16 protein-coding genes are annotated in these 15,344 nt (G+C 68.8%); 12 read left to right on the forward strand and 4 right to left on the reverse strand.

Annotated features, from left to right (window positions below; genetic code table 11):
- Positions 1 to 64: 64 nt before the first annotated feature.
- The 6 genes from BHU06_RS20020 (at position 65) to BHU06_RS20045 (ending at position 7,785) form a co-directional block, all read left to right on the forward strand.
- Positions 65 to 1,468 (forward strand): sensor histidine kinase, encoded by a 1,404-nt coding sequence (locus BHU06_RS20020; RefSeq protein ID WP_070400991.1) that lies wholly within the window; start codon positions 65 to 67, stop codon positions 1,466 to 1,468.
- Between the two features lie 80 nt (positions 1,469 to 1,548).
- Entirely contained in the window at positions 1,549 to 2,703 is a 1,155-nt protein-coding gene (locus BHU06_RS20025) for a flagellar biosynthesis protein FlhB (RefSeq protein ID WP_070400992.1), read from the forward strand.
- Complete coding sequence (gene flhA, locus BHU06_RS20030) at positions 2,700 to 4,778, forward strand: flagellar biosynthesis protein FlhA (RefSeq protein WP_070400993.1); 2,079 nt, start codon at positions 2,700 to 2,702, stop codon at positions 4,776 to 4,778. The genes BHU06_RS20025 and flhA overlap by 4 nt, the downstream gene beginning before the upstream one ends.
- Before the next feature lie 40 nt (positions 4,779 to 4,818).
- Positions 4,819 to 6,309 (forward strand): flagellar biosynthesis protein FlhF, encoded by a 1,491-nt coding sequence (gene flhF, locus BHU06_RS20035; RefSeq protein WP_070400994.1) that lies wholly within the window; start codon positions 4,819 to 4,821, stop codon positions 6,307 to 6,309.
- The gene (locus BHU06_RS20040) at positions 6,302 to 7,063 is read left to right on the forward strand and encodes a hypothetical protein (protein WP_070400995.1); all 762 of its coding nucleotides are present in this window, start codon (positions 6,302 to 6,304) and stop codon (positions 7,061 to 7,063) included. The genes flhF and BHU06_RS20040 overlap by 8 nt, the downstream gene beginning before the upstream one ends.
- Positions 7,064 to 7,065: 2 nt before the next feature.
- Complete coding sequence (locus BHU06_RS20045) at positions 7,066 to 7,785, forward strand: RNA polymerase sigma factor FliA (protein ID WP_070400996.1); 720 nt, start codon at positions 7,066 to 7,068, stop codon at positions 7,783 to 7,785.
- Positions 7,786 to 7,819: 34 nt separating this feature from the next.
- On the opposite strand, the gene BHU06_RS20050 is transcribed toward BHU06_RS20045, so the two are convergent.
- Positions 7,820 to 8,584, reverse strand: coding sequence for a hypothetical protein (locus tag BHU06_RS20050; protein ID WP_070400997.1), 765 nt, complete (start codon positions 8,582 to 8,584; stop codon positions 7,820 to 7,822).
- A 262-nt stretch (positions 8,585 to 8,846) separates the two neighbouring features.
- Here BHU06_RS20050 and BHU06_RS20055 point away from each other — a divergent pair, with 262 nt between their 5' ends.
- Positions 8,847 to 9,965: an acyltransferase gene (locus tag BHU06_RS20055; RefSeq protein WP_070400998.1), complete on the forward strand. Its 1,119-nt coding sequence runs from the start codon at positions 8,847 to 8,849 to the stop codon at positions 9,963 to 9,965.
- A 27-nt stretch (positions 9,966 to 9,992) separates the two neighbouring features.
- Here BHU06_RS20055 and BHU06_RS20060 read toward each other — a convergent pair whose 3' ends face one another.
- The 3 genes from BHU06_RS20060 to flgA all read right to left on the reverse strand — a co-directional run bounded on the left by BHU06_RS20060 (position 9,993) and on the right by flgA (position 11,489).
- The gene (locus BHU06_RS20060; RefSeq protein WP_070400999.1) at positions 9,993 to 10,334 is read right to left on the reverse strand and encodes a hypothetical protein; all 342 of its coding nucleotides are present in this window, start codon (positions 10,332 to 10,334) and stop codon (positions 9,993 to 9,995) included.
- A 5-nt stretch (positions 10,335 to 10,339) separates the two neighbouring features.
- Positions 10,340 to 10,648: a flagellar biosynthesis anti-sigma factor FlgM gene (gene flgM, locus BHU06_RS20065; RefSeq protein WP_070401000.1), complete on the reverse strand. Its 309-nt coding sequence runs from the start codon at positions 10,646 to 10,648 to the stop codon at positions 10,340 to 10,342.
- Between the two features lie 112 nt (positions 10,649 to 10,760).
- On the reverse strand, positions 10,761 to 11,489 hold the full coding sequence (gene flgA / locus BHU06_RS20070) for a flagellar basal body P-ring formation chaperone FlgA (RefSeq protein WP_070401001.1): 729 nt from the start codon (positions 11,487 to 11,489) through the stop codon (positions 10,761 to 10,763).
- Positions 11,490 to 11,679: 190 nt separating this feature from the next.
- Here flgA and flgB point away from each other — a divergent pair, with 190 nt between their 5' ends.
- The 5 genes from flgB (at position 11,680) to BHU06_RS20095 (ending at position 15,292) form a co-directional block, all read left to right on the forward strand.
- The gene (gene flgB / locus BHU06_RS20075; protein WP_070401002.1) at positions 11,680 to 12,078 is read left to right on the forward strand and encodes a flagellar basal body rod protein FlgB; all 399 of its coding nucleotides are present in this window, start codon (positions 11,680 to 11,682) and stop codon (positions 12,076 to 12,078) included.
- A 122-nt stretch (positions 12,079 to 12,200) separates the two neighbouring features.
- Positions 12,201 to 12,605, forward strand: a complete 405-nt coding sequence (flgC, locus tag BHU06_RS20080; protein WP_070401003.1) for a flagellar basal body rod protein FlgC — start codon at positions 12,201 to 12,203, stop codon at positions 12,603 to 12,605.
- Between the two features lie 22 nt (positions 12,606 to 12,627).
- Entirely contained in the window at positions 12,628 to 13,293 is a 666-nt protein-coding gene (locus BHU06_RS20085) for a flagellar hook assembly protein FlgD (RefSeq protein WP_139147139.1), read from the forward strand.
- Between the two features lie 29 nt (positions 13,294 to 13,322).
- Positions 13,323 to 14,537 (forward strand): flagellar hook protein FlgE, encoded by a 1,215-nt coding sequence (gene flgE / locus BHU06_RS20090; RefSeq protein WP_070401004.1) that lies wholly within the window; start codon positions 13,323 to 13,325, stop codon positions 14,535 to 14,537.
- A 155-nt stretch (positions 14,538 to 14,692) separates the two neighbouring features.
- Entirely contained in the window at positions 14,693 to 15,292 is a 600-nt protein-coding gene (locus BHU06_RS20095) for a hypothetical protein (RefSeq protein ID WP_070401005.1), read from the forward strand.
- The last annotated feature ends 52 nt before the right edge of the window (positions 15,293 to 15,344 follow it).

Consider the following 15,344-nt stretch of genomic DNA (forward strand, 5'->3'; position numbering starts at 1 on the left):
CTGGGCGGCCAGTAAGCTGCCCCGCGCGAAGCCGGCTCCCTTGCCGGCCGCAGGAGGGGTTTTCGTGTATTCCTTGCTTCCGGCCTTGGCCTCCGGGCTATTCCTGGGCTATGGCATCTACGTCCTGGCCGCCAAAGGGCTCAACCGCGTCAGCCTTTGCTTCTTCGCGCTGTGTCTGACGACTTTTTTCTGGCAGGCCACCTGGGCGGTGCTGTTTCAGGTGAGCGACCCGTTTTGGACGGAGATGCTGGTTCGCCTGGGCTACCTGCTGATCATCTTTCTGCCGACCAGCCTCTACCACTTCCTGGTGGAGGTATCTGATCAACCGGAGGATCGGCGCTGGGTGATGCTGTCATACGGCGTGGCGCTGGTTCTAGGTGGGTTCAACCTGGGCACCGACCTGTTCGTCGACGGCTACTACGAGTACTTCTTCGGCCACTACCCGAAGGCGGGGCCCTTGCATGCGGTGCACGTGCTGCAGACGGCGGTCGTGGTCAGCCGTGGCCTGTTCGTGACCTGGCGGGCATCGCGTCGGGCGTCGACCGATCGGCGTTTCCGCTTGAACCTGTGTGTGGCCAGCCTGTGGATCTATTTCCTGGCGGCAGTGGACTACCTGTGCAACTATGGATTCGGTTTCTATCCGCCGGGGGTGTTCTTCATCACGATCAGCCTGGGGCTTATTGCCGTCACACACCGAAACTCCGTCAATTCTCTGGCGGTGGCCGCCTCGATTGCCCACGAAATGCGCACGCCATTGACCAGCATTCGCCTGCAGGCAGAAGTCCTGAAGCTGTGGGTGCCGGAACTGCATCGTGGCTACAGACTGGCGGTTGAGAAAGGGCTACTGAAGGGATCATCAGTGGTGCCGGATTTGCCCAAAATGTCGTCCTTCGTCGGGAGCATCGCTCACCAGGTGGAACGATCCAACGTGGTCATCGACGTGATTCTGGCGTCGGCGCGCCAGAAGATGATTGAGCCATCAACCTTCACGCGCTGCTCCATGGAGGCTTGTGTCAAGGAAGCCGCCGAACGCTATCCCTACAGGGCGGGTGAATGGGACAAGGTGGTGGTCGTGCCAGGCCAAGGGTTTGAGTTCATCGGCTCCGAACCGCTCATGGTTTGCGTGCTTTTCAATTTGCTCAAGAACGCCCTGCAGGCGATTGCAGTCGCTGGCAAGGGGGACGTCAAGATCTCCATGTCGACGGAGAACGGGCACCATGTTCTGGCCATTCGTGACAGTGGAACCGGCATCCGGGCGGCCGACATGTCGACCATCTTCGATCCATTCTTCACGACCAAGTCGTCCGATGGCACGGGGCTTGGCTTGCCGTTCTGTCGTCGGGTGATTGAGTCCTTTGGCGGTACTTTCGATGGCGAATCGGTGGAGGGGCAGTACACCTGCTTTCGGCTGCGGCTCCCTGTCGTCGATGTGTCCGCTCCGCCGCCCTTCGCCCACGGGATCAAATAGCCCCCTTTCCCCCCGCCTTATCGCCCTTTAGTTTTCCGTCCCGCTTTCCACAATCGGGCTCACTTCCCAGAGCCTGAACCGTGGACTCCTCGAGCCAAGACAAAAACCTGCCAGCGACGCCGCAGCGCCTGAAAAAGGCGCGCGATGACGGCCAGGTCGCGCGCTCCAAGGACCTGTCCAACCTCGCCGTGCTCGGCGGCGGCATGCTGGTGCTGTTCGGCCTGGCGCCCACCGGCTTCGCCCGGATGCGCGACACGCTGGCCGGCCAGCTGCGCTTCGACAACGCCAGCGTGCGCACGCCCGAGCTCATGCTCCAGCGCCTGTCGGACAACGCCGCCCAGGCCCTGATCGTCTACCTGCCCCTGGGCCTGCTGGTCATCGCCCTGGCGGTGGTGGCCCTCATCGCCGCCGGCAGCGTCGCCCTCAGCACCAAGCCGATCGAGCCCAAGCTCAGCAACATCAGTCCGCTCTCAGGCTTCAAGCGCCTGTTCTCGCGCCAGCAGGTCGTCGAGACCTTCAAGCTGGTTGGTGTCACCACCGTGGTGCTGATCGTGGCCAGCCAGTTCATCGCCGGCCACGCCGAGGCCTTCGCGACGCTGCTCATGCGCCCGCTGGAAGCCGGCATCGGCCAGCTCGCGCAGTGGCTGGCCATGGGCGTGGGCCTGCTGCTGTTGGTCATCGGCGTGGTGGCCGCCATTGACGTGCCCACCCAGCGCTTCCTGCACAAGCACCGCCTGCGCATGTCGCACGACGAGATCAAGCGCGAGCACAAAGAGGCCGAGGGCGACCCGCACGTCAAGAGCCAGCGCCGGGCGCGCCAGCGCCAACTGGCCCAGCGCCAGAGCATCCGCGCGGTGCCCAAGGCCGACCTGGTGGTGATGAACCCGACCCACTACGCCGTGGCCCTGCGCTACGACGACGCCACCATGACCGCGCCGCGAGTCATCGCCAAGGGCACGGACCTGCTGGCGCTCAAGATCCGCGACGTGGCCAAGGCCAATGCCGTGCCGGTGCTGCAGTCGCCCATGCTGGCGCGCGCGCTGTACGCGCACGCCGAGATCGACCAGGAAATCCCTGGCGCGCTCTACACCGCCGTGGCCCAGGTGCTGGCCTGGGTCTACCAGTTCAAGGCGGCCATGAACGGCCAGGGCCGCATGCCGGCCGATCCGCAGCCGCAGGTGCCGCCCGAACTCGACCCGCATTTCAAGAAGAAGCCCCAGGAGGCTGATCAATGAACGCCTTGCAGCAATGGTTCAAGCGCCACGGCGCCCTGGCCGGTGGCCTGGCCGCGCCCATGCTGGTGATGACCATCCTTTCGATGATGGTGCTGCCGCTGCCGCCCTGGCTGCTCGACACCTTCTTCACGCTCAACATCGCGCTGGCGCTGGTGGTGATGATGGTGGCGGCCTACATGCGCCGGCCGCTGGACTTCTCGGTCTTCCCCACGGTGCTGCTGCTCACCACGCTGCTGCGCCTGTCGCTCAACGTGGCCTCCACGCGCGTGGTGCTGCTGCAGGGCCACACGGGTCCCGGCGCGGCCGGCGAGGTGATCGAGGCCTTCGGCCACTTCCTCATCGGCGGCAACTTCGCGGTCGGCCTGATCGTGTTCGTGATCCTGGTGGTGATCAACTTCATCGTCATCACCAAGGGCTCGGAGCGCATCGCCGAGGTGTCGGCGCGTTTCACCCTGGACGCCATGCCCGGCAAGCAGATGGCCATCGACGCCGACCTGGGCGCCGGCCTGATCGACGAGAAAGAGGCCAAGCGCCGCCGCGCCGAGGTGGGCGAGGAGGCCGAGTTCTTCGGCTCCATGGACGGCGCCTCCAAGTTCGTGCGCGGCGACGCCATCGCCGGCATCCTGATCCTGATCATCAACATCATCGGCGGCTTCGCGATCGGCATGGCGCAGCACGGCCTGTCGGTGGGCCAGGCGGCGGACAACTACATCCTGCTGGCGGTGGGCGACGCGCTGGTGGCGCAGATCCCGGGCTTGCTGATCTCGGTGGCCGCGGCCATGGTGGTCTCGCGCGTGGGCAAGGACGAGGACCTGGGCGGCCTGGTGGCGCAGCAGATGTTCCTGTCCTCGCGCGTGCTGGGCATCACGGCCTCGGTGCTGTTCCTGCTGGGCGTCATCCCGGGCATGCCGCACCTGTTCTTCCTGCTGTTCGCGGCCCTGCTGGGCGGCCTGGCCTACTGGCGCCGCCAGCAGGAGCGCGCGCCCAAGGCCGACCCGGCCGCCGCCGCCGCGGCCGGCCCCGCCAACGACGGCGAGGCCAGCTGGGACGATCTGCAGCCCGTGGACCTGCTGGGTCTGGAGCTGGGCTACCGCCTGATCGCGCTGGTGGACAAGAACCGCCAGGGCGACCTGCTCACGCGCATCAAGGGTGTGCGCAAGAAGTTCGCGCAGGACGTGGGCTTCCTGCCCCCGCCCGTGCACGTGCGCGACAACCTGGAGCTGCACCCCAGCGTCTACCGCATCACCCTGCGCGGCGTGGTGGTGGGCGAGGGCGAAGTCTTCCCCGGCATGTGGCTGGCCATCGACCCGGGGGGCATCAACACGCCCCTGATCGGCACGCCCACCACCGACCCGGCGTTCGGCCTGCCCGCGCACTGGATCGACGAGCGCCAGAAGGAAACGGCGCAAATGGCCGGTTTCACCGTGGTTGATTCCGAGACCGTGCTGGCGACCCATCTTTCACACTTGATGCAAGTCCAGGCGGCCAAGCTGCTGAGCCGGACGGAGACCCAGGAACTGGTCGAACATGTGACCCGCCTGGCCCCCAAGCTGATCGAAGAAGTCGTGCCCAAGATGGTCTCGGTTGCTACCTTCCAGAAAGTGCTCCAGCTGCTGCTGGAGGAAGGCGTGCACGTGCGGGACATCCGCAGCATCATCGAATCCATCGCCGAGCACGCGGTGCACGTGACCGACCCGCACGAGCTGGCGCGCCGCGTGCGCATGGCGCTGTCGCCGGCCATCGTGCAGCAGATCTACGGCCCGGTGAAAGAGCTCGAGGTGATCGCCATCGAGCCCGGCCTGGAGCGGCTGCTGATGCAGGCCCTGTCCGGCCAGAACGCCGGCGCGCTGGACCCGGGCGTGGCCGAGATGCTGAGCCAGTCGGCCACCGACATCGCCAACAAGCAGGAAGAGAAGGGCGTGCCCGCCTGCCTGCTGGTGCCCGACGCCATCCGCAGCGCCATGGCCCGCCTGCTGCGCCGCGCCGCGCCGCGCCTGCAGGTGCTGGCGCACAGCGAAATCCCCGAGACCCACCTGATCCGCATCGGCCCGATCCTGGGCCAGCTCGCCGCCTGATCCTTCCGAATCCCGATAGCACTTCCCTGGGACCGCCCACATGAACATTCAACGCTTCATCGCCCCCACCTCGCGCGAGGCCATGTCCAAGGCGCGACGCCAGTTTGGCGACAGCGCCGTGATCCTCTCCACCCGCCAGACGGCGGACGGCTTCGAGGTGATGGCCGCGGCCGAGGAAAGCCTGGCGGGCATCGCGTCCGCGGCCCAGCCCGCCGCCGCGCCGGCCGCCAGCGCCGCGAAGGCGGCCGTGGCGCAGAGCTCGGTGGGCAGCGACACCGAGGCCATGGCGATGAGCACCCTGTCGTTCCAGGAGTACGTGCGCGAGCGCATGCTGCGCAAGCGCCGCGAGCAGATGGGCGAGGCCGCCGCGCCGGCCGCCGCCGCGCAGAGCGCGAGCGTGGCGCCCGCGGCCCCGGCCAAGCCCCTCATCGCCGAGCCGGCCGACCCCATCATGGTGCCGGTGCAGCGCTACAACGAGCCGGCCGAGATGGCCCAGCCGGCGCGCCGCGCGCAGCCGCCCATCCGCACGCGCGAGAACGCCTTCGAGGACACCGCGCCGCCCGCGCGCTTCGCCACGCAGGAAGACAACCGCATGGCGGTGGAGATCTCCGCCCTCAAGGACATGATCGAGGAGCGCTTCAACACCCTGGCCTGGCTGGGGTCGAGCAAGCAGAACCCGATCCAGTCGAGCCTGATGCACAAGCTCATCCGCGCCGGCTACTCGCCGCAGCTCGCGCGCGCCCTGCTGGAGCGCCTGCCCGCCGACGCCGGCGCTGGCGAGTCGCTGCGCTGGGTGATGGACGCGATCCAGCGCAACCTGCGCGTCAGCGCGGCGGGTGCCGGCCTCACGGAAGAGGGCGGCGTGGTCGCCCTGGTGGGCGCCACCGGCGTGGGCAAGACCACCACCGCCGCCAAGCTGGCCGCGCAGTGCGTCAAGCAGTTCGGCGCCGGCAGCGTGGGCCTCATCACGCTGGACAGCTACCGCGTCTCGGGCTACGAGCAGCTGCGCGCCTACGGCCGCATGCTGGGCGTGGTGGCCCACCTGGCGCACGACCGCGCGGCGCTCAAGGACCTGCTGGGCCTGCTCTCGGGCAAGCGCCTGGTCATCATCGACACCGCCGGCCTGGGCCAGCGCGACCAGCGCGTGCAGGACATGCTCGACGTGCTGGAAGTGCCCGCGCTCAAAAAGGTGCTGGTACTCAACGCTGGCGCGCAGGGTGACGCCATCGACGAAACCCTGGCCGCCTTCAAGGCCGACAAGCTGCACGGCGTGGTGCTGTCCAAGGTGGACGAGGCCGTGAAACTGGGCCCCGCGCTGGACGCGGCCATCCGCCACCAGGTGACGGTGCGCGGCGTGGCCAATGGCCAGCGCGTGCCGGAAGACTGGCAGGGCGCCGACCCCGCCACGCTGGTCAAGCTCAGCATGGGCACGGCCGGCAAATCCGCCTTCGACCCCGCGAGCACCGACATGGGCTTCTACTTCGCCCAGTCCGGTGGCCGTGGCATGCCGCTCGGGGGTCTGCATGTTTGATTTCGGCGTCGACCAGGCCGCCGGCCTGCGGCTGGAGGCCCAGGCCCGCCATGGCGGACCCGCGCTGATGCCCCTGGCCAGCCCGGCGATGCCCTCGCATGGCTTCGAGTGGCTCTGCCGCCTGGCCATGGACCTCACCGAGGCCGGCCAGCGCGTGGTGGTGATCGACGCCTGCGCCACCGAGCGCGGCGACAGCGGTGGCCTGAGCCACGCGCTGGCCGACGGCGGCGTGGTGAACCTCGGCGCCGACGCGCGCCCGGGCGATCCCACCGACTGGCTGGTGATGCCCGCCGCGCAAGGCCTGCAGAGCCTTCTGGCAACGGCCGCCGCCGCCGGCGCGGACACCGCGCTCACCCGCCTGTTCGCCCCCTTCGCGGCCGGCGCGCTGCTGCTGCTGTACGCGCCCGCCCAGATGCTGGCCAGCCTGCTGGCCGGCGTGAAAGCGCGCGTGATGGTGCCGGTGGTGCCGCAGCCGCAGGCCAGCATCGACGCCTACGGCGCGCTCAAGTGGCTGCACGGCGCGGGCCTGCACCCGGTGCTCGCGCCGCTGGAGGCGCAGTCGCAGGTGCTGGCCAACGTGGTCGACTGCGCCCGCCGCCACCTGGAGCTGAAGGCCCCGGTGTGGACGCGCCCGGCCTGGGGCCAGCGCGTGCCCGACGCCGCCCTCGTCTGCGCCGACGCGCCGGCCTTCGCTCCCTACCGCTCTCCCGCCCGCGGCGCGCACGCCGGGGCCGCCATTCCCTTTTGGAGCTGACGATGTACACCGCCAAAGGCACGCTCAACCGCGAGGACCAGCTGCGCAAGTACAGCCCCCTGGTCCGTCGCCTGGCGCACCACATGATCGCCAAGCTGCCCCCGAGCGTGGAGCTCGACGACCTGATCCAGGTCGGCATGATCGGCCTGACCGAGGCGATTGCCCGCTACGAGCCCTCGCAGGGTGTGCAGTTCGAGACCTTCGCGAGCCAGCGCATCCGCGGCGCCATGATCGACGAGCTGCGCGACGGCGACTGGATGAGCCGCGGCTCGCGCAAGAGCCAGAAGGACATCGAGCAGGCCGTGCACCGCCTGCAGCAGAAGCTGCACCGCCCGCCGCGCGAGAGCGAGATCGCGGCCGAGATGGGCCTGACCCTGGCCGACTACCAGACCCTGCTGGCCAAGGTGCGCGGCACGCAGCTGGTGTACCTGGAGGACATCAGCGGCGGCGGTGGCGACGACGAGGACGGTTTCCTGGACCGCCACATGGGCGACCACGAGGCCGACCCCTCATCCGTGCTGCAGGACCAGCGCATGCGCATGGCCCTGGTGGGGGCGATCAAGACCCTGCCCGAGCGCGAGCAGCACATCATGAGCATGTACTACGAGCACGATATGAACCTGAAGGAAATCGCCGCCGTGCTCGGCGTGACCGAATCGCGCGTGTGCCAGCTGCACAGCCAGTCGATCGCGCGGCTGCGCTCGAAGCTGCGGGAGCATTGAAGGGCCGGGCTGGGCCGGGTGTGGGCGCCCCCGGTCAGACCAGCACCAGCGTTCGGATGGTGGGCCACTGCAATGGATCGAGCAGGTGCTGCGCGGCCTCGGGCGCGATCAGGCGTTCCGGCGGCGGATCCATGCCGTCCCGCAGATGCGCAAAGCGGGTCAGGAGCCCGCTGCCGTGCAGCCAGCGGATGCTGTCGACGGCGAGGCCCTTGAGCGAGAGCGTGGCGTCCGGCTGAACCAGCATGTCCAGCAGCAACTGGCCCGCCTGCATCAGGGCCTCGCGCCGAGGATCGTCCTGGGACAAGGCCCTCAGCCCCTGGCTCAGGGCGTCCTGAAGCGTGTTGATCGCGATCGTCGAGCGCGCTCGTTGTCGGAAGCCCGCTTCGTCCGGTGGGATGTCGGGCCTGTCGTTCAGCGCTTGTTTCATCTTGGCATTCAGCTGGCGCAAGTCCCGCACCGTCGGTGGGTGGGTGCGCCAATCGCGTTGCCGCAGCATGAGGCGCATTTCGCGCACGGCGTTGTCGGCCTGTCTGCCTTTCTGGGCTCGAATGTCGGAGGCCAGCTCGTCCAGGAACTCGCCCAGGTCGCCCCCGCGCGGGCGCGAATGGCCCATCGGCGCAATGGAGGTCAGCGCATAGAGTTGGAAGCGGCCGTCTTCGCGGCGGGTCGCGTAAACGGGTTGCTGGTCGCGGCTGCGTTTGGGCGTTGGCTCGAGCAGGCTCTGGGGCGTGGGCGTGGCCAGGAATTGGTCGAGCTGTTGGGCTTTGGGGCAGGACAGGAACGGGCTTTTCGAAATCATGGGCGCGAAGGGTGGGCAGCTGGGGTTGGCGTCCGGTGCAGGTGGACTGCCGGGCGCTGAGTGGCGACCCGTTCGGTGAGCGTTGCGGTCGCGTGGTTTGGGTTTTCTGATCCCGATTCGTCCAATCGAACCGTTTGGGTGTGACGCAATTCACGCCCGGGTGCCGCCGAATCCCCCGGCCTGGGGGTGATGCCCCTGCCGCGGGCGGGCGAATGCTGGTGCAATCGCGCCCCAGACCGGTTGGTCCTGACTGGAACGCCCCTTGCCCTGGCTAAGCCCCTATTTCGAGCTGTCGCGCGGCAGCGCCCACAACGTGCGGCCCATGGAGGGCCTGCGCGGCTTCGCCGTGTTCCTGGTGTTCCTGGTGCACTACGCCACGCTGGTGGTGGACTGGCTGATCGACGGGGCCGCCGCGCTGCCGCTGGCCGAGGCCCTGCACACCGTCGGCAACGCCGGCGTGGACCTGTTCTTCGTGCTCAGCGGCTACCTCATCTACGGTTCGCTGATCTCGCGGCGCCAGCCCTTCATGCGCTTCATGGCGCGGCGCATCGAGCGGCTGTACCCGGCCTTCACCGTGGTGTTCGTGCTCTACGTGGCGCTGTCTTACCTGTTCCCGGCCGAAAGCAAGATCCCGCCCGAGTCCGGCGAGGCCCTGGTCTACCTGCTGCAGAACTTCCTGCTGCTGCCCGGTCTGTTCCCCATCGAGCCCATGATCACGGTGGCCTGGTCGCTGAGCTACGAGCTCTTCTATTACCTGGTCCTGCCGCTGGTGATCGCCGGCCTGGGCCTGCGCGAGCGCAGCGGGCGGTGGCGCTCGGCGCTGTTCGTGGGCGCCGGCGCGGCGCTGCTGGTGTACTGCGCCCTGGCCGGCGGCCCTGTGCGGCTGGCCCTGTTCATCGCCGGCATGCTGCTGTTCGAGGCCATGACCGCCCCGCGCGTGCCCACGCCGTCCAGCCTGGTGGGCGGGCTGGCCCTGGCGCTGGGCCTGCTGAGCACGCTGTTCCCCTGGGACGGAACCGTCGGCGCCGCGCTCGACGCCCTGTCGCTGTGCCTGGGTTTTTCCCTGCTGTGCCTGGCGTGCTTTCGCGTGCCGCAGGCCCCGCTGGCGCGCCTGTTTTCGTGGTCGCCCCTGCGCTGGCTCGGCAACATGAGCTACTCGTACTACCTGATCCACGGTCTCGCGCTGAAAGCCGCCTTCCTCGCGATGTCGGTGCTCATGCCGGGCGCGGCGTTCGGCTCGTGGTTCTTCTGGGCCCTGATGCCGGTGATGTTCGCGCTCACGCTGCTGCCATCGGCGGCGCTGTTCCTCGCGGTCGAGCGGCCGTTATCGCTGGCGCCCGGCGCGCCCAGGCCGCGCGACGCGGTGGCGCCGACGCGCTGAAGGCGGGGAGAAAAAAGGGAGGAGGGCTCAGGCGCCCGCGTAGCGGCGCGCGCCCGGCTTGCCCAGGCCTTGGTAGGTGGGCTTTTGCAGGTGGTCGGGCAGCAGGCTGCCCAGGGCGCGCTCGTTGAGCGCGGCGGCGCGCACCGTGGCGGCGCGCAGCTGGGCGAAGCGCTGGGCGGCCTGGTGCAGCTCGCGCGCGTGGCCGTCTTTCAGTTCGAGGGTGCGCGGCGCTTCCTGCAACGCGGCCTGCACCGCGCCGCTGGCGTGTTCCGCGCCCAGGGCGTCGCCCTGCAGCAGCGCGCGCTCCAGGGCGTCGAGCCGCTCGTGCAGCAGCACGATCCAGGGGTGCGGGGCGCGGGCCTCGTTCATGGGGATCAGCCGCGGGCGGCGTTGAGCATCTCGGCCGCGTTGGCCAGGAGCTTGTCGGCGATGGCTTCGGGGTTCACCTGGAAGGTGCCGTCGGCGATGGCCTGCTTCACGGCCGCCACTTTTTCGGCGTTGAACACCTCGCTGCCCGTGGCACCGCCCACGGCGGCGGCCGAGGACAGGGTCACGGTCACGCCGGGCTGCGGCGCGCTGGCGCCGGCCGGCTTGGCCGCGGCCTCGCTCGGGCCCACGGGCGCCTTGGCGGGGCCACCGGCCACGGAGCCAATATAGGAATCCGTTGACGAATCGACTTTCATGTCACGCTCCAAACCCTGATGGCAGGGTCCTGTGCACGTTGTATCGACCTCGATCCCTGGAACTTTAGTGTTTTAAGGCGCTATTTCTACCGCTCATCGGCGTGGGTCCGCCTCACAGGGGTACTTCTACCACCTGATCGGCCCGCACCACGCCGCTGACCACTTTGCCGCTGGGCAGGCGCACCCGGGCGTTCTGGCCCACCAGGCCGGCGTTCAGCGCCTGGCCCACCACGGTGATGGCAAAACCCTTGCCGCCCGCGCTCACCTTCACCGGGGTGCCGGCCTCGAAGGCCTGCGGGGCGCGGACCATGTTCTCGCGGATGACCTGGCCCGGCGTCAGGGCATAGGCCGCCTGCTGGCCGACCCAGCGCTCGGGCAGGGCCAGCACCATCGAGGGGTGGGCCGCCCAGTCCACTTCGGCGCGCTCGGCGTGTTCTTGAGTCAGCGTCTCACCGGATTGCACCGGCGCCTTGAGCACCCAGGCCGGCCCGAAGGCCTGCACGGTGACGGGCAGGTAGACGGCCCAGCGCGTGGGGCCGTCCACGCAGCGCAAGCCCACGCGGCTGCGGCCCCAGAGGCGGCCGTTGGGCGGCAGGAAGGGTTCGATGGCGTTGCACGGCGCCAGGCGCAGTCGACTGTCCAGCGAGCCCATCTGCACCTCGGCGCGCAGCGGCGTGCCGGCCTGCTCGGCCAGGGCCTGGTCCACGGCGGGCTGCAGGAAATCGCGCGCGAGCTTTTCCAGGCCGCTGTTGTCGTTCGCGTGGGCGGACGAGGAGAACGCGGCCAGCAGGCTCAGGCCGAAGACGACGGCGATCAAGAGGCGCAGGGCGGGTGGGTTCATGGCGGCTCCACGGACAGGGTGTCAGGGGGCACTGTAGGCCGGCCTGCGCACGGGCAAAGCCGCGAATTGCCCGATTCGCACCCGTTTGTTCCGCGCTTCTGCGGCCCTCAAGTCTTTTGACAATCGCTGCACGCCCCGGCCCTGGGCTCGTCCCGAGGCCGGCCCCGACAACCCGCTCCAGGGGGTGAGCATGTTCGAACAGATGACCAGCCGGCTGGACTTCCACGCCCAGGCGCTGTCGCTGCGCTCGCAACGCCAGCAGGTGCTGGCCAGCAACATCGCCAACGCGGACACGCCCGGCTACGTCGCGCGCGATTTTGATTTCGCCGCCGCGCTCAAGGACGCCACGGGCAGCGGCACCGCCGGCGCCGCCACCACCGATGCGCGGCACTTCCGCAGCGTGGGCGCGCACCCGGGTGACCCCCAGCTCGCCTACGCCGTGCAGACGCAGCCTGCGCAGGACGGCAACTCGGTCGACCTGGACCGCGAGCGCGCCAACTTCGTGGACAACACCATCCGCTACGAGTCCACGCTGCGTTTCATCAATGGGCATGTGAAGACCATGCTCAGCGCCATCACCGGCCAATAGCCATGAAACCCCCCTGCGTCGCCTTCGGCGCCTTCCCCCCAGGGGGACAACACCAACGGCCCGGCAAAGCCGGCTCCGTGGTGTTCCTCGGTGGTGTCCTTGGCGCTTGAAAGGAGTTTTCGATGTCCATGTTCAACATCTTCAACGTCTCGGGCAGCGCCATCAGCGCGCAGCAGCAGCGCCTGAACGTGGTGGCCAGCAACCTGGCCAACGCCGACGCCGTGGCCGGCCCGGACGGCCAGGCCTACAAGGCCCGCCAGATCCATTTCCAGACCGTCGCCATGGGCGATGCCGGCAGCGCGGGCGTGAAGGTGCAGACCATCACCGAGAGCGACACGCCGGGACGCCGGGTGCACGACCCCCTGAGCCCGAACGCCGACGCGCAGGGCTACGTGACGCACTCCAACGTCAACCCGGTGGAAGAGATGGTCAACATGATTTCCGCCTCGCGTTCGTACCAGAACAACATCGAGGTGATGAACACCGCCAAGAGCCTGCTGCTCAAGACGCTGCAGATGGGCCAGTGATTCCGTTCAAGGACGCCCCACCATGATGTTTTCCAATCCCCTGGACCTGTCCGGCCTCGGCAACACGCCGGGCAGCTCCACCGCCAAGTCCGCCACGGCCGCCACCGGCGCCGAGGCCACGCAGGACCGGTTCCTGAAGCTGCTCGTCGCGCAGCTGAACAACCAGGACCCGATGAACCCGATGGACAACGCGCAGATGACGACGCAGATGACGCAGATCAACACGGTCGCGGGCATCGAGTCGCTCAACACCACGCTCAAGGGCATGGCCACGCAGTTCACGGCCATGCAGAACCTGCAGGGCCTGTCGCTGATCGGCCGCGAGGCCCTGGTGGAGGGCAAGACCTTCGGCTTCGACGGAACCGTCGGCAAGGCCGCGTTCCGCCTCGACGCGCCGGCCGACAGCGTGCAGGTCGACGTGCTCGACAAGTCGGGCCAGGTGATCGACACCCTGGACTTCGGCGCGCTCACCGCCGGCCAGCACTCCTTCAACTGGGACGGCAGCGAGTTCAACCCCAACGAGGTGGCCAGCTACCGCGTGCGCGCCTCCAACGGCGGCGCACCCGTGGGCTCGTTCATGTACAGCCGCCTGACGGTGACCTCGGTCGGCATGAAGGACGGCCAGATGCAGCTTCAGCTGCAGAACGGCAGCACGGTCGGCTACGACAAGATCACCACGTTCATGTAACCCGCGATTCCGCAACGCAAGGACACACCATGGCATTCCAGCAAGGACTCTCCGGCCTGAACAGCGCGAGCAAGAACCTCGACGTGATCGGCCACAACATCGCCAACGGCAACACGGTGGGCATGAAATCCTCGCGCGCCGAGTTCGCCGAGGTCTACGCGAGCTCGGTCAACGCGGCGGGCGGCGTGAACATGGGCATCGGCGTGTCGGTCGCGGCCGTCACACAGAGCTTCACCCAGGGCAACATCACCATCACCGGCAACGACCTGGACGTGGCCATCAACGGCGCCGGCTTCTTCGAGCTGACCATGCCCAACGGCAGCACGGCTTACAGCCGCGCCGGCATGTTCAAGCTCAACGACCAGGGCGAGATCGTCAACCACCAGGGCGCGCAGCTCATGGGTTATCCCACGGACCCCCAGGGCAACCGCCTGAGCTTCGACACCCAGCCGCTCACCCTGCCCACCAGCGCGCCGATCCCGGCCCAGCGCACCAGCAACGTCACGGCCGAGTTCAACCTGGACGCGCGCGCGCCGGTGTGGAACACGGTGACGCCGCCCACGCCGCTGTCCACCTACGGCACCTCCTTCGTCGCCTTCGACGACCAAGGCCTGGAGATCCCCGTGTCCATGGCCTTCCGCAAGGTGGCCAACAACACCTGGGAGGTCTACACCGGCGTCAATGGCGCCGACCCCGCGCTGTCCACGCCCTTCACGCTGACCTTCAACGACGATGGTTCGCTGGACCCGGCCTCGGTGATCCCGCCGCTGGGCCTGGCCTCCCCCAACGACCCGGCGCTGACCTTCACCGCCGCACTCGACCTGGTCAACGTCACGCAGACCGGCACCGCCTTCGGCGTCACCGAGCTGGACCCGGACGGCTACCGCCCCGGCCAGTTCCTGGGCCTGAAGATCAGCGAGAACGGCGTCATCACCGGCCAGTACTCCAACGGCGAGACGCGCGCGGCCGGCCAGATCGCGCTGGTGAACTTCCGCAACGCGCAGGGCCTGCAACCCACCGGCGGCGGCAACTGGACGGCCACCTACTCGTCGGGCGAACCGCTGCGCGGCGAGCCCGGCACCGGCAACTTCGGCGCGCTGCGCGCCGGTGCCACCGAGGACTCCAACGTCGACATCACCGCCGAGCTGGTCAACATGATGACCGCGCAGCGCGCCTACCAGGCCAACGCGCAGACCATCAAGACGCAGGATCAGGTGCTGAGCACGCTGCTGAACATGCGCTGAGCGTGGGCCAAATGGTGGCGCGCGGCGTTGACTCGCCTGCGGCGCGCAGCGCAATACCGCAAGGGCAGTAGCGGTTGGCCTCCGGCAACAGGCCGAGTGCCCGTCGCGCGCGCCCTGGCTAGCATGGCCGGCCTCGCCACACGGAACGCCGCACCATGACCGATGCCAACGCCAACGACGCCAACGACGCCACCAACGAACAGCTGCAGCTGGTCGAGCGCTGGATCGGCTACGGCTACCACGCCGCCGACGCGATCGATGGCTGGATCGAGGAGAACGCCGCCGCCGACGCGGGCGTCGACCTCGAACGGGTGAAAGATTTCGCCGCCGCCGCTTTCGCCCGCAAGCGCGCCGCCGAAACCCGGTGGCCCGAGGACACCGACTGCGACCGGCTCGACCGCGCGTTCGCCGCGCTGCACGAGCAAGGCGTCTGCGCGGTGCAATGGGCCGGCGACACGCTGGACGAAGGCCTGGCGCCGGTGGGCGACCAGATCAACGCTGATGGCGTGCCGCAGGGCCGGTACACGGGCTATTGCTTCTTCCACAGCCAGGACATGGACCACGCCCTGGATGGTGAGGGCCTGATGCTGGCCTTTGGCCCGGTGGACGCCGAGACCGAGGCGGACGCCGTGCGGATCGGCCGGCGGGTCTGCGAGGCCCTGCAGCGCGAGGGCCTGCGCACCGAGTGGGACGGCACGGTCGAGCACCGCATCGCGGTGCCCGGCCTGCGCTGGCAGCGTCGCACGCCGGACTGAAGGCCCGGCGCGGGCGGCCAAGGCGGTCCGCTCGCCGCGCCGCCGAAGCCGG

This window comes from Hydrogenophaga sp. PML113, from assembly GCF_001777155.1.
In the GTDB taxonomy this organism is placed as follows: domain Bacteria; phylum Pseudomonadota; class Gammaproteobacteria; order Burkholderiales; family Burkholderiaceae_C; genus Hydrogenophaga; species Hydrogenophaga borbori.

Coding starts and splice junctions, on each gene's coding strand:
- BHU06_RS20040 (WP_070400995.1), top strand. CDS start 6,302: ATGTTTGATTTCGGCGTCGACCAGGCCGCCGGCCTGCGGCTGGAGGCC.
- flhA (WP_070400993.1), top strand. CDS start 2,700: ATGAACGCCTTGCAGCAATGGTTCAAGCGCCACGGCGCCCTGGCCGGT.
- flhF (WP_070400994.1), top strand. CDS start 4,819: ATGAACATTCAACGCTTCATCGCCCCCACCTCGCGCGAGGCCATGTCC.
- flgC (WP_070401003.1), top strand. CDS start 12,201: ATGTCCATGTTCAACATCTTCAACGTCTCGGGCAGCGCCATCAGCGCG.
- BHU06_RS20095 (WP_070401005.1), top strand. CDS start 14,693: ATGACCGATGCCAACGCCAACGACGCCAACGACGCCACCAACGAACAG.
- flgB (WP_070401002.1), top strand. CDS start 11,680: ATGTTCGAACAGATGACCAGCCGGCTGGACTTCCACGCCCAGGCGCTG.
- BHU06_RS20045 (WP_070400996.1), top strand. CDS start 7,066: ATGTACACCGCCAAAGGCACGCTCAACCGCGAGGACCAGCTGCGCAAG.
- flgM (WP_070401000.1), bottom strand. CDS start 10,648: ATGAAAGTCGATTCGTCAACGGATTCCTATATTGGCTCCGTGGCCGGT.
- BHU06_RS20060 (WP_070400999.1), bottom strand. CDS start 10,334: ATGAACGAGGCCCGCGCCCCGCACCCCTGGATCGTGCTGCTGCACGAG.
- BHU06_RS20085 (WP_139147139.1), top strand. CDS start 12,628: ATGATGTTTTCCAATCCCCTGGACCTGTCCGGCCTCGGCAACACGCCG.
- BHU06_RS20050 (WP_070400997.1), bottom strand. CDS start 8,584: ATGATTTCGAAAAGCCCGTTCCTGTCCTGCCCCAAAGCCCAACAGCTC.
- flgE (WP_070401004.1), top strand. CDS start 13,323: ATGGCATTCCAGCAAGGACTCTCCGGCCTGAACAGCGCGAGCAAGAAC.
- flgA (WP_070401001.1), bottom strand. CDS start 11,489: ATGAACCCACCCGCCCTGCGCCTCTTGATCGCCGTCGTCTTCGGCCTG.